This window comes from Streptosporangium nondiastaticum (assembly GCF_003011965.1).
In the GTDB taxonomy this organism is placed as follows: Bacteria; Actinomycetota; Actinomycetes; order Streptomycetales; family Streptomycetaceae; genus Streptomyces; species Streptomyces nondiastaticus.
In genome coordinates, this window is record NZ_PXWG01000019.1 from 1 (window position 1) to 12074 (window position 12074).

11 protein-coding genes are annotated in these 12074 nt (G+C 73.8%); 2 read left to right on the plus strand and 9 right to left on the minus strand.

Annotation, left to right across the window (positions count from 1 at the left end):
- Positions 1-127 precede the first annotated feature (127 nt).
- Genes B7P34_RS39695 through pdhA form a run of 4 tightly spaced genes read right to left on the minus strand, consistent with a single transcriptional unit; the run spans position 128 to position 4651 of the window.
- A complete protein-coding gene (locus B7P34_RS39695) occupies positions 128-1033 on the minus strand; it encodes an NTP transferase domain-containing protein (protein WP_106675648.1) in 906 nt (301 codons plus the stop codon).
- A gap of 35 nt (positions 1034-1068) precedes the next feature.
- Positions 1069-2481, minus strand: coding sequence for a dihydrolipoamide acetyltransferase family protein (locus tag B7P34_RS10870; RefSeq protein ID WP_106675649.1), 1413 nt, complete (start codon positions 2479-2481; stop codon positions 1069-1071).
- Positions 2481-3497, minus strand: a complete 1017-nt coding sequence (locus B7P34_RS10875) for an alpha-ketoacid dehydrogenase subunit beta (protein ID WP_106675650.1) — start codon at positions 3495-3497, stop codon at positions 2481-2483. Before B7P34_RS10875 ends, B7P34_RS10870 begins: the two co-directional genes overlap by 1 nt.
- Complete coding sequence (pdhA, locus tag B7P34_RS10880) at positions 3494-4651, minus strand: pyruvate dehydrogenase (acetyl-transferring) E1 component subunit alpha (protein ID WP_106675651.1); 1158 nt, start codon at positions 4649-4651, stop codon at positions 3494-3496. The genes B7P34_RS10875 and pdhA overlap by 4 nt, the downstream gene beginning before the upstream one ends.
- A 183-nt stretch (positions 4652-4834) precedes the next feature.
- Here pdhA and B7P34_RS10885 point away from each other — a divergent pair, with 183 nt between their 5' ends.
- Positions 4835-5326, plus strand: coding sequence for an Lrp/AsnC family transcriptional regulator (locus B7P34_RS10885; protein ID WP_106675652.1), 492 nt, complete (start codon positions 4835-4837; stop codon positions 5324-5326).
- A gap of 14 nt (positions 5327-5340) precedes the next feature.
- On the opposite strand, the gene B7P34_RS10890 is transcribed toward B7P34_RS10885, so the two are convergent.
- Together B7P34_RS10890 and B7P34_RS10895 are read right to left on the minus strand one after the other, a co-directional pair.
- Positions 5341-5928 (minus strand): TetR/AcrR family transcriptional regulator, encoded by a 588-nt coding sequence (locus B7P34_RS10890; RefSeq protein ID WP_223267729.1) that lies wholly within the window; start codon positions 5926-5928, stop codon positions 5341-5343.
- An 8-nt stretch (positions 5929-5936) separates the two neighbouring features.
- A complete protein-coding gene (locus B7P34_RS10895; RefSeq protein ID WP_106675654.1) occupies positions 5937-7457 on the minus strand; it encodes a 3-hydroxyacyl-CoA dehydrogenase in 1521 nt (506 codons plus the stop codon).
- 138 nt (positions 7458-7595) lie between these two features.
- On the opposite strand from B7P34_RS10895, the gene paaN reads away from it, so the two are divergent.
- Positions 7596-9299: a phenylacetic acid degradation protein PaaN gene (paaN, locus tag B7P34_RS10900; protein ID WP_106675655.1), complete on the plus strand. Its 1704-nt coding sequence runs from the start codon at positions 7596-7598 to the stop codon at positions 9297-9299.
- A gap of 12 nt (positions 9300-9311) precedes the next feature.
- Here the strand turns inward: paaN and B7P34_RS10905 are convergent, their stop codons facing one another.
- Genes B7P34_RS10905 through B7P34_RS10915 form a run of 3 tightly spaced genes read right to left on the minus strand, consistent with a single transcriptional unit; the run spans position 9312 to position 11969 of the window.
- Positions 9312-10076, minus strand: a complete 765-nt coding sequence (locus B7P34_RS10905; protein ID WP_106675656.1) for a TrmH family RNA methyltransferase — start codon at positions 10074-10076, stop codon at positions 9312-9314.
- 4 nt (positions 10077-10080) lie between these two features.
- Positions 10081-11304, minus strand: a complete 1224-nt coding sequence (locus tag B7P34_RS10910) for an HTTM domain-containing protein (RefSeq protein WP_106675657.1) — start codon at positions 11302-11304, stop codon at positions 10081-10083.
- Positions 11301-11969: a DUF5819 family protein gene (locus tag B7P34_RS10915; RefSeq protein ID WP_106675658.1), complete on the minus strand. Its 669-nt coding sequence runs from the start codon at positions 11967-11969 to the stop codon at positions 11301-11303. The genes B7P34_RS10910 and B7P34_RS10915 overlap by 4 nt, the downstream gene beginning before the upstream one ends.
- Positions 11970-12074 lie beyond the last annotated feature (105 nt).

Sequence of the window (12074 nt, forward strand, 5' to 3'; positions counted from 1 at the left end):
GCCGCCTCCGCGCCGCCGTCCGGAAGCCGGTCGCCGCCGCGGGAGCGCGCCCCGCGCCGCTGGTCCGCGAAGAGCGCCAGTGCGTCCTCCGTCGCCCGGTCGAGCGCGGAGTCCCCGTCCACTTCCTTCATCGCGGGCCGTCGGCCTTCCCGGCGGCGCCGTCGTCGCCGGGCTTGCCCGCGGCGTGGTCCTCGGCTGCGGCGGCCTCCGCCGCCCACTGCTGGGCCAGGGCGACGGCCTTGCGGGTCGCCTCGGCCACCGCTTCGGGGCCACCGCCCAGGCGCCCTGCGGCGTAGCCGACGAGGAAGGTGGTCAGGGGCGCGGCGGGCCTGGCCACGCCGTGCGCGGCGTCGCGCGCGAGGTCCAGGAGGGCGGTGGTGTCGACGTCGAGGTCGATGCCCAGCTCGGCCTTGGCCGCGGAGATCCATTCATCCAGCACGCTCCCATCGTCCCTGATGCGCGCGCGGGCGGTGGCGACGTCCTCCCAGGTGTCGCAGTCGAAGGAGGCCGTGGGGTGGGGGAACCTGCCGAGGGTCAGCTCGTCGGTGAGGAGCCGCAGCGGCAGCCCCGCGAGGCTGCCGTGCTCGGCGGCGAGCAGCGCCAGCTCGCGGCGCAGCGGCTCGGTGCGGTAGGCGGCGACCAGCGGCTGGTCACGGCCGTCCAGGTCGGTGAGGAGCACCCCTTCGACGTACGGGCCGCCGGTGGCGGCTGCGGCGAGCAGGGCCCGTACGGTCTCGGGGCGCAGGAACGGCAGGTCGGCGGAGAGCACGAGGGTGGTGCGGGCGGCCGTGTGCCGCAGGCCGGCGGCGAGCCCGGCGAGGGGGCCGCCGCCGGGCGGCTCCTCCCGCGCCCACCGCACGGGGCGTGCGGTGGGGCGCCGGGGGCCCACGACGACGGTCTCCTCGGCGTCCGCGCACGCCTCCAGCACCCGGTCCAGCAGTGTGCGCCCGCCCACGCGCAGGGTGGGCTTGTCGGTGCCGCCCAGCCTGCGGGCGGCGCCACCGGCGAGCACTACGGCGTCGTAACCAGTCACCCGACGAGTATGGCCGTTCGCCTTGCGGCGAAGGCTCAGAGGGAGCGCAACAGTACGGCGGGCTGCTCGACGCAGTCGGCCACGTAGCGCAGGAAGCCGCCCGCCGTGCCGCCGTCGCAGACCCGGTGGTCGAAGGTGAACGACAGCTGCACCACGTGCCGTACGGCCAGCTCGCCCTCGTGCACCCAGGGCTTGGGGGCTATCCGGCCGACGCCGAGCATGGCCGCCTCGGGGTGGTTGATGATCGGCGTGGAGCCGTCGACGCCGAACACGCCGTAGTTGTTCAGCGTGAACGTGCCTCCCGTGAGCTCGGCGGGGGTCAGGGTGCCCGTGCGCGCGGCCTCGGTCAGCCGGGCGATCTCCGCGGAGAGGCCGGCGGCGTTGCGCAGGTGGGCGTCCCGGACGACGGGGACGACCAGCCCGCGCTCCGTCTGCGCGGCGAACCCGAGGTGGACGCCGGGCAGCCGGACGATCTCCCGGGCCTCGGTGTCGACGGTGGAGTTGAGGTCGGGATACCGGGTCAGGGCGGCCGTGCAGATGCGGGCGAGCAGGGCCAGGAGGGAGATCTTCGCGCCGCCGGCGGCGTTCATGGCCTTGCGGGCCGCCAGCAGCTCGGTCGCGTCGGCGTCCACCCAGCAGGTGGCGTCGGGAACCTCCCGGCGGCTCCGGCTGAGCTTCTCGGCGACGGCACCGCGCAGCCCCCGCAGGGGGATGCGCTCGGCGCCGGCGACTCCGGCGGCCGGGGAGGGGGCGGGCGCCCTGTCCGCGGCCGCGGCGGCGTGCACGGCGCGCTCGACATCGGCGCGCAGAATGAGCCCGTCACGGCCGGTGCCGGTCAATGTCCGCAGGTCGAGCCCGTGTTCACGGGCAAGCTTCCGCACGAGCGGAGAAACAACGGGAACGGGTCCGGTCGACACAGGAGCCTGTGGCCCGGCGCCGGAAGCCACGCCGGCCCCGGCCACGCCTTCCGCCGCGACGGCGCTCAGCCCACGCAGACGTGACCGGCGGTGCCCACCCGCCTCCGGGCCGCCCGGATCCGTCGGGCCACCCGCCGGACCGGCACCGGCCGGGCTCCCGGACGCCCCGGAAGGACCGGCCTCCGGCCGGACACGGCGCCGCCGCGCCGCAGGCGCCCCCGTGCCGTAGCCCACGAGCACATTGCCGGAGCCCTCCGCCTCGGGGGCGGCGCTCGCCTTTGAGGGCGCGCCGACGGCGACCGTCAGAAGCGGCGCACCGACGGGAAGCTCCGTGCCCTCCGCGCCGAAGCGGGCCGTCACCACGCCCCCGTAGGGGCAGGGGACTTCGACCATCGCCTTGGCCGTCTCGACCTCCACGACGGGCTGGTCGATCTCCACGACCTCGCCGACCTCCACCAGCCAGCGGACGATCTCCGCCTCGGTGAGGCCCTCGCCGAGGTCCGGCAGCCGGAATTCCTTGACCTCGGGCATCAGCTCTCCGCCTCCCACTGCAGCCGTGCGACCGCGTCGAGCACCCGGTCGACGCCGGGCAGGTGGTGCCGCTCCAGCATGGGCGGCGGGTACGGGATGTCGAATCCGGCGACGCGCAGCACCGGCGCCTCCAGGTGGTGGAAGCAGCGCTCGGTGATGCGGGCCGCGATCTCCCCGCCGGGGCCGCCGAATCCGGTGGACTCGTGGACGATCACGGCGCGCCCGGTGCGCCGGACGGAGGCGCAGACCGTCTCCTCGTCGAAGGGCACGAGCGAGCGCAGGTCGACCACTTCGAGGTCCCACCCCTCGTCGGTGGCCGCTTCGGCCGCTTCCATGCAGACAGGCAGGGAGGGCCCGTAGGTGATGAGCGTGGCGGAGGTGCCCCGGCGGCGGACGGCGGCGCGGCCTATGCCGGGCACCGCTTCGGGCGTCCCGGGGTCCCACTCGGCCTTGGACCAGTAGAGCCGCTTGGGCTCCAGGAAGACGACGGGGTCGTCGGAGGCGATGGCCGCGCGCAGCAGCCCGTAGGCGTCGGCGACGGTGGCGGGCGTGACGACGTGGAGGCCGGGCGTCGCCATGTAGTACGCCTCGGAGGAGTCGCTGTGGTGCTCGACGCCGCCGATGCCGCCGCCGTAGGGCACCCGGATGGTCAGCGGCATGGGCATCGCCCCGCGGGTGCGGTTGCGCATCCGGGCGACGTGGCTGATGAGCTGCTCGAACGAGGGGTAGGCGAAGGCGTCGAACTGCATCTCGACGACGGGCCGCAGCCCGTACATGGCCATGCCGACCGCCGTGCCGAGGATGCCGGCCTCGGCGAGCGGGGTGTCGGTGCAGCGGTCCTCGCCGAACTCCTTCACCAGGCCGTCGGTGACGCGGAAGACGCCGCCCAGCGCGCCGACGTCCTCTCCGAGGACGTGGACGGACGGGTCCTCGGCCATGGCGTCGCGCAGGGCCCGGTTGAGGGCTTGGGCCATGGAGGCGGACCGGGCTTCCGCCCGGACGGGGGCGGTGGTCATCGCTGTGCCCCTTCCGGGGTCGCGGGGGCGGCCTCGGCCGCTGCCGCGAGCTCGGCGCGCAGCATCTCGGCCTGCTCCCGCAGTTGGGCGGTCTGCTGGGCGTACACGTGGGTGAAGAGGTCCATGGGGTCGAGCGGGGGGTCCTGGTTCATGCGGTCGCGCAGGTCGGCGGCCATGCGCTCGGCGGCTTCCCGCTCGGCGGCGACGACGGACGCGTCGAGCAGCTTGCGCTCCGTCAGCTCCTGCTCCAGCAGGGCGATGGGGTCGTGGCCGCGCCAGGTGTCGACCTCGGCCTCGCTGCGGTAGCGGGTGGCGTCGTCGGCGTTGGTGTGGGCGTCCATGCGGTAGGTGACGGCTTCGACCAGGGTGGGGCCGCCGCCTTCGCGGGCGCGCCGCACGGCGTCGGTGAGCACCTCGTGGACGGCGGCGACGTCGTTGCCGTCGACGAGCCGGCCGGGCATGCCGTAGCCGACGGCCTTGTGGGCGAGGGAGGGGGCCGCGGTCTGCTTGGCGAGCGGCACGGAGATGGCGAAGCCGTTGTTCTGCACGAGGAAGACGACGGGGGCCCGCCACACGGCGGCGAAGTTCAGCGCCTCGTGGAAGTCGCCCTCGCTGGTGCCGCCGTCGCCGACCATGGCGAGCGCGACCACGTCGTCGCCTTTGAGGCGGGCCGCGTGTGCGAGGCCCACCGCATGCGGCAGTTGGGTGGCCAAGGGGGTGCACAGCGGTGCGATCCTGTGCTCGTGGGGGTCGTATCCGGTGTGCCAGTCGCCGCGCAGGAGCGTGAGCGCCTGGACGGGGTCGAGGCCGCGGGCGACCGCGGCGAGGGTGTCGCGGTAGCTCGGGAAGAGCCAGTCCTGTTCCTGCAGGGCGAGCGCGGCGGCGACCTCGCACGCCTCCTGCCCGGCGGAGGAGGGGTAGACGGCGAGCCGGCCCTGCCGGGTCAGCGCCGTGGCCTGGCCGTTGTAGCGCCGGCCGCGGACGAGGTGCCCGTACAGCCGCAGCAGCAGCCCGGCGTCGAGCCCGCCCGCCGCCTCGGTGCCCAGCACGCGATACGGCTCCGCGTCGGGAAGCAGGGGTGCGGGGTCGGTGCGGGGCCGCCAGGCGGGCGGTGGTGTGGGCCGGTACGAGCCGGGCTGCTCCAGAACCGTCATGACGAGCACCTCCTTCGTGGGGACGGGCTTGACCGGACGCGCGGCCGGATGCGCCGGACGCCCTCCCTACCGATTGTTCGGTCGTCGGCACATTTTGGCTACAGGCGGCCCGAGCCTGTGGACAAACGGTTCTCCACAGCCTGAGATATGGCCAGGACGTCCAAGAGGGGGAGGCGGGACGCCATGCCGGACGAACAGATGGCTCTCACCGGGAGCAGGGCACCCGCGCGGCCGCTGGACGAGATAGACCGCGCCATCCTGCGCATGCTGCAGACGGACGGGCGCGCGTCGATACGGTCCGTGGCCGAGCGGGTGCATGTCTCGCGCGCCAACGCCTACGCGCGGATCAACCGGCTGATCGACGACGGGGTCATCCGGGGCTTCAGCGCCCGCGTCGACCAGGAGCGGGCCGGGCAGAGCGCGTCGGCGTACATCACGCTGAAGATCGTGCAGAACTCCTGGCGCGCGGTCCGCGACAAGCTCCTGGAGCTGCCGGGGGCCGCGCACATCGCCCTGGTGAGCGGTGACTTCGACGTGCTCCTGCTGGTGCACACCAAGGACAACCGCGCACTGCGCGAGCTGGTGCTGACCCGCATCCAGGCCATGGACGAGGTGCTCAGCACCCGCACGCTGCTGATCTTCGAGGAGACGGACCTCCACGAAGGAGGCCTCTAGGGGGCCGGAGGGACCTAGCGGTCGGTCCGGAGCCCGTCGAACGCCGTGCGCACCACCGCGTCGGCGACTTCTTCGCTGGTCGCCGCCCCGCCGTGATCGGGGCGGTACCACTCCACCACGGAGTTGATCATCCCGAAGAGGAGCCGGGTGGCCAGCCGGGCGTCCACGTCCGCCCGCAGGTCGCCGTCGGCCGCCGCCTGCTTGAGCAGCTCGGCGACGCGGTGGTCGAACTCGCGGCGGCGCTCCATGGCCCAGCGCTCGGTGCCGGTGTTGCCGCGCACGCGCAGCAGCAGCGTCACGTACGGCAGCTCGGCCATGAGCACCTCGACGGTGCGGCGGGTCACGTACTGCAGCCGGTCCACGGCCGGGCCGCCGGTCGCCCCGGGCTCGTCCAGCACGGCGAAGAGCTCGTCCAGGGCACGGCTTATCGCGAGCCGGAGCAGCTCCTCCTTGCCCTTCACGTGGTGGTAGATGGAGGACTTGGAGATGCCGGCCGCCTTGGAGAGGTGCTCCATGGACGTGCCGTCGTAGCCCCGCTCGTTGAACACCCCGACGGCGACCGCGAGCAGCGATTCGGGCGTGTAGGTGTCGCGCTTGGCCATGGTCATGATTACAGCAGGCTCTCTTCGACGGCCGCACGGCGGCGGAGGGACAGGGAGGGGTCGTAGCGGCCGCCGGGGTACTCCTGGGCGAGGCCCCACAGCATGCTGCGCACGTGCGTCAGGCCGATCTCGCGGCCCCACTCCAGCGGGCCGCGCGGGTAGTTCACGCCCAGCCGCATGGCGGTGTCGATGTCCTCGCGGCTCGCCACGCCGCGCCCGGCCGCGTCCTCGGCGAAGTCGACGAGCATGGCGACCGTACGGGCGACGATGAGGCCGGGGACGTCCCCGATGACGCTGACGCTCTTGCCGAGCACCTGGAAGAGGCCCACGGCGGCCTGCACGTCCCGCGCCGAGGCCGTCTCCGAGGGGGCGAGGGCGATCCGGGTGCAGGTGCGGTAGTCGAGGGCCAGGTCGAAGTAGATGTGCGGCCCGCCGTTACCGGGCGTGGCCGCCTCGCCGCCGGTGAGGGTGAGCGCCGCGCCGTCGGGGAGGGTGATGTACCACTCGGACTCGTACGGCGCGCGGTCGCGCACGACCTTGATCCCGGCTTCCTCGATCATCTCCCGCAGGGGGGCGCAGACGCGCGGGGGCCGGGCGTGCCAGCCGATCTCCGCGGGCGGCTCGCACGGCGCCGCCGTGGCCGGTTCGGGCCGGTCGGCGCCCTCCTCGTACGGGAACCATCCGCGGCCGGACTTCCGGCCGAGCAGCCCGGCCTCCACGAGCCGCTGCTGGGCGAGGGAGGGCGTGAACCGGGGGTCGTGGAAGAACGCCTCGTAGACCGAACGGGTGACGGCGTTGTTCACATCCTGGCCGATGAGGTCGGTCAGCTCGAAGGGGCCCATGCGGAAGCCGCCGCACTCCCGCAGCACGGCGTCGATGGTGGCCGGGTCGGCGCCGCCTTCCTCGTGGACGCGGAAGGCCTCCGCGTAGAAGGGCCGGGCGAGCCGGTTGACGATGAAGCCGGGCGTGTCGGCGCAGGCCACCGGGGTCTTGCCCCAGGCGGCCACGGTGGCCCGGGCGCGGTCGGCCGCTTCCGGGTCCGTGGCAAAGCCCCGGACCACCTCGACCAGCGGCAGCAGCGGGGCGGGGTTGAAGAAGTGCAGGCCGACGAAGCGGCCGGGGAGCCGCAGGCCGCCGGCGACCGCGGTCACCGACAGGGACGAGGTGTTGGTGGCCAGCAGGCAGTCGTCGGGGACGACCGGTTCCAGCTCGGCGAACAGCTTCTGTTTGGTGTCCAGTTGCTCGACAATCGCCTCGATGACGAGGGCGGAGTCGGCGAGTTCGGCGAGCCGCGCGGCGGGCTGCAGACGGGCGAGGGCCTCGTCCCGGCCGGCCGCGTCGAGCCTGCCCTTGTCCACGAGGCGGCCGAGCCGGGCGGCGATCGCCCGCGCGGCCTCCTCCGCACGGCCGGGCGCGGCGTCGTACAGCCGCACGGCGTGGCCCGCTGCCAGGGCGACCTGGGCGATGCCCTGGCCCATGGTGCCGGCGCCGACGACGGCGACGGTCCCGGCGGGGTCGATTGGGGTCATGGCAGTGATCCTCCCCGAAGAGTTGTCCACAGGTTCGCCGGGCCCCCTTGTCCCGACCGATCGTTCGGTTACTGTATCCACCGGGGGTGCGTCTGGTCCCCCGTATCGGAGCCCCGCTCGACAAGGAGTTGGTCAGCCGTGACCGCCGGACTCACCACCGCTCAGTTGACCGAGAAGCACCGCCCCACCCTGGATCAGGCGCTGGATGCCATCCGCACGCGTGCCTACTGGTCCCCGTTCCCCGAGCACCCGAAGGCGTACGGCGCGGAGGGCGCCGTGCCCGGCAGCCTCAGCGCCGCCGAGGGCCGGGCCGCCTTCGAGGCGCTCCGGGGCGGGCGCTTCGAGCTGGACCAGCCGGGCACCGACGGCTGGGCGGGCGCCGAGGTGTCGCCGTTCGGGATCGAGCTCGGCATCGAGTATCCCCACCCGGCCGTCGATGAGCTGCTGCCGGCGCTGCGCGCGGCGATGCCGCAGTGGCGCGAGGCGGGCCCGGAGGCGCGGGCCGCGGTCTGTCTGGAGATCCTCACCCGGATCAACGCCCGCTCGCACGAGTTCGCGCACGCCGTCATGCACACCAGCGGCCAGGCCTTCATGATGGCCTTCCAGGCCGGCGGCCCGCACGCCCAGGACCGTGGCCTGGAAGCCGTCGCCTACGCGTATGCGGAGCAGGTCCGCACGCCGGGCTCCGCCGACTGGTCCAAGCCGCAGGGCAAGCGGGATCCGCTGGAGCTGCGCAAGGAGTTCACGGCCGTGCCGCGGGGCGTCTCCCTGCTCATCGGCTGCAACACCTTCCCCACGTGGAACGGCTTCCCGGGCCTCTTCGCCTCCCTCGCCACGGGCAACGCCGTCCTGGTCAAGCCGCACCCGCGCGCGGTGCTGCCGCTGGCCCTGACCGTGCGGATCGCGCGCGAGGTGCTGCGCGAGGCGGGCTTCTCGCCCGACCTGGTGGCCCTGGCCGCCGAGCGGGACGGCGAGGGCATCGCCAAGACCCTGGCCGTGCGCCCCGAGATCCGCATCATCGACTACACCGGCTCCACCGCCTTCGGCGACTGGCTGGAGGCCAACGCCCGCCAGGCGCAGGTCTTCACGGAGAAGGCCGGCGTCAACACGGTCGTCATCGACTCCACGGACGACTACAAGGGCCTCCTCGGCAACCTGGCCTTCTCGCTGTCCCTCTACAGCGGCCAGATGTGCACCACCCCGCAGAACTTCCTGATCCCCCGCGGCGGCATCGCGACCGACGCCGGGCCCAAGTCCTACGACGAGGTGGTGGCGGACCTGGCCGCCGCGGTCCAGGGCCTGCTGAGCGACGACGCCCGGGCGAACGGCCTGCTCGGCGCCATCGTCAACGACCAGGTCAAGGAGCGGATCGACGCCGCGGGCCGGCTCGGCGAGGTCGCCCTCGCCTCCCGCGCGGTGGAGAACCCCGACTTCCCCGGCGCCACCGTCCGCACCCCGGTCATCGTGAAGCTGGACGGCGCCAAGCCCGATGCCGAGGCGGCCTACTTCTCGGAGTGCTTCGGGCCGGTGTCCTTCGCCGTCGCCGTCGACTCCGCGGCGGACGCCGTGGAGCTGCTGCGCCGCACGGTGCGCGAGAAGGGCGCGATGACCGTCGGGGCGTACACCACGTCGCCCGAGGTCGAGCGGCTGGTGGAGGAGGCCTGCCTGGAGGAGTGCGCCCAGCTCTCCCTCAACCTGACCGGCGGGGTCTTCGTGAACCAGACGGCCGCGTTCTCCGACTTCCACGGCTCCGGCGGCAACCCCGCCGCGAACGCGGCCCTGTGCGACGGCGCGTTCGTCGCGAACCGCTTCCGCACGGTCGAGGTGCGCCGCCCGGCCTAGTCCCGGTCCGGTCTAGTCCCGGCCCGGGCCCGGGCCGCCCCAGTGGAACAGCGCCATGGCGACGCTCGTGGCGAGGTTGTAGCTGGAGACCTGGGGGCGCATGGGGAGGGCGACCAGCCGGGTCGCCCTCTCGCGCAGCTCGGGCGAGATGCCGTGGCGCTCCGAGCCGAAGGCGATCAGCGCGTCGTCGGGCAGGGTGAGGGAGCGGATGTCGTCGCCCTCCGGGTCCAGGGCGTAGAGCGGCCCGGGCGGGAGCTCCGTCAGCGGCAGCCGCTCGACGGCGGTGGCGTAGTGCAGGCCCGCCCCGGCCCGTACGGCGTTGGGGTGCCAGGGGTCCATGTCCCCGGTGGTGACGACGCCCGTGGCGCCGAAGCCGGCGGCGAGCCGGATCACGGCGCCCACGTTGCCGAGGTTGCGCGGGTTGTCGAGGACGACGACGGGGGCCTCGCGTGGCGCCCGCGAGAGTGCGTCGAGGTTGGCCCTGCGCTCCGGCCGCACGGCGAGGGCGGCCACGCCCGTGGGGTGGATCCTGGGCACCAGCTCGCGCAGGGCCTTGGCGGGGATCTCGATCAGGCGCTCGGCGAGCGTCCCGGTGAGGTCTTCGGCCAGGGCTTCGGCGAGCGCCAGCGCCGCCTCTTTGTCGCTGGTGACCGCCAGCGGCACGTCCGCGCCGAAGCGCAGCGCGTGCTTCAGGGCGTGGAAGCCGTCGAGCAGTACGGCGTCGGGGGCGCGCTCGCCCCACTGCCGGACTGCGGCAGCTGCTTCGTCCTCGGTCATGCCCTCAGCCTACGAGAGTCCTGGTCACCGCCTCGTCGCCCTCGCGCTGCGCCGGGACCTGCTGTGGCCGGGCGGGGAGCAGCCGGTCGCGGGCGCGGCCGGCGGCGGCGCCCAGACGGCGCAGGAAGGGGGTGGGCAGGAAGACCGCGTCGGCGACGATCATCGCCAGGGAGAAGAACGGCAGCCCGAGCAGGAGGGCGATGCCGAGGTGCTCCAGCATCATCACCCCGAGCAGGACGTTCTTCACGCGCCGGTTGAGCAGGGTGAAGGGGAAGGCCACCTGCACGGCCACGGTGCCGTAGCTGAGCAGCAGGACGAGCAGCCCGCTGCCGGCGAGGGCGTGGGAGAGCTCGGGCCAGGGCGAGAAGTAGTCGAGGTGCAGCGGGTAGTAGAGCGCGGTGCCGTCCTGCCAGCGGGAGCCCTGGATCTTGTACCAGCCGGCCGTGGCGTAGATCAGGCAGACCTCCGCCATGATCACCAGCAGGCCGGCGTTGTGCAGCAGGTTCGCCAGGACGTCGAGCACGGCGCGGGGCTCGCCCGGGCCGTACCGCTCCGCGAGCCACCACAGGCCCTGGACCAGCCAGAGGGCCCACAGGGCGCCGGCCCAGCCGACGCCGGGGAGCGGACCGTGGTCGGTCCACGACATCCGGGTGTCGCCGAGGAGCATCGCCGCGGCCAGGGCCAGGCCGCAGCAGGCCCACAGCACGACGCCCGTCAGGTCGAGGCCCGCGGGCCGCCCGGCCCGCTTCGCCGCCCGGCGGGCGTCGAGGGACCAGACGCGGCCGCAGCGCGTGAGGATCAGGTAGAGCGCCATCAGGTGGATGACGTTGTCGCCGCCGTCGCCGAGGAAGACGCTGCGGTTCTGCAGCGACAGCACGCCGACCATGGAGAGCACGGTCATGGTCCGGGTGCGCCACCCGAGGGCGAGCAGGGCCGCGGTGACGACGGCGAAGGCGTAGACCGCCTCGAACCACAGGCCGCCGTCGGACCAGAGCAGGGCGGTGAAGGCGTGGTTGTCGGCCGTCAGCCGGCGGGCCATCTCCCAGCTCCACGGCCCGTCGGGGCCGTACATCTCGTGCCGGTTCGGCCACTCGCGCAGCAGGAAGACCAGCCACGTGAAGGAGAGGCCTATCCGGATCACGGCCGTCTGGTGGGCGCCGAGCGCGGTGCCGGTGACGCGGTCGATCCCGCGCGAGAGGCGGGCGCCGAGCGGAAGGGACGTGCTCATCGGTTCTTCGCCTCCGTACGGTCGGCGGCGGTGACCGGCCACCAGCCCAGCACCCGGTAGGCGGGCTTGGGTTCGGTCTTCTCGTCGCTCCAGGACGGCGGCGCGACCAGGGTGGTCACGGCGCGCACCTGGACGCGCTGGACGGTGCGGCCGCCCTGCCCGTCGCCGAGCCGGCCGACGACGATGCGCCGGACGTACTGCTCGGAGAGGGCGCCGCGCAGCCCGTTGGGCTGTTCCTTGACGTCGTGGGAGTTGGTGTAGAAGTCCCAGGCGCGGCGCAGCTCGTTCTGCTGCGTGTGGCTGGGGAGGAGGTTGTGGCGGATCTCGGCGCCGTCCCGTGCGGTGAGGTCGGTCCAGCCCGTGACCGTGGTCCGGCCGTCGGGGCCGCGGAGCTCGGCGCGGGCCTGGACGGCGACGTTCTGCTGGAGCGGGTTGGGAGCGAAGAACTTCCAGTTCTGCTCGTACTCCGGATAGATGTAGTCGTCTATCGCCGCGGCGTTCTGCTTGGTGACCGTGTTCGACGGCGCCACGTGCAGGAACACCATTCCCAGGTGAACGGCCGCCGTCACCGCGATCACCGCCGCGCCCGCCGCGACGACGAGGCGCGCGGGCAGGGACAGCCCCGCGAGACCGCCGGCCCGCTCGTGCCCGTCATCCGACTCCATACCCGCCCCGTTCCTGCGTCCGCCGTCTGCTGTGCACCCGAACGGTACCGAGGTCGCCTCGCGGGGCACAGCGCCCGGGGTTATCCACAGGCTTGACACCCCCCG

Excerpts from the sequence above, each read along its gene's own strand:
- B7P34_RS10870 (WP_106675649.1), bottom strand. The coding sequence starts at position 2,481 with ATGCCCGAGGTCAAGGAATTCCGGCTGCCGGACCTCGGCGAGGGCCTC.
- B7P34_RS10875 (WP_106675650.1), bottom strand. The coding sequence starts at position 3,497 with ATGACCACCGCCCCCGTCCGGGCGGAAGCCCGGTCCGCCTCCATGGCC.
- pdhA (WP_106675651.1), bottom strand. The coding sequence starts at position 4,651 with ATGACGGTTCTGGAGCAGCCCGGCTCGTACCGGCCCACACCACCGCCC.
- B7P34_RS10885 (WP_106675652.1), top strand. The coding sequence starts at position 4,835 with ATGCCGGACGAACAGATGGCTCTCACCGGGAGCAGGGCACCCGCGCGG.
- B7P34_RS10890 (WP_223267729.1), bottom strand. The coding sequence starts at position 5,928 with ATGGCCAAGCGCGACACCTACACGCCCGAATCGCTGCTCGCGGTCGCC.
- B7P34_RS10895 (WP_106675654.1), bottom strand. The coding sequence starts at position 7,457 with ATGACCCCAATCGACCCCGCCGGGACCGTCGCCGTCGTCGGCGCCGGC.
- B7P34_RS10905 (WP_106675656.1), bottom strand. The coding sequence starts at position 10,076 with ATGACCGAGGACGAAGCAGCTGCCGCAGTCCGGCAGTGGGGCGAGCGC.
- B7P34_RS10910 (WP_106675657.1), bottom strand. The coding sequence starts at position 11,304 with ATGAGCACGTCCCTTCCGCTCGGCGCCCGCCTCTCGCGCGGGATCGAC.
- B7P34_RS10915 (WP_106675658.1), bottom strand. The coding sequence starts at position 11,969 with ATGGAGTCGGATGACGGGCACGAGCGGGCCGGCGGTCTCGCGGGGCTG.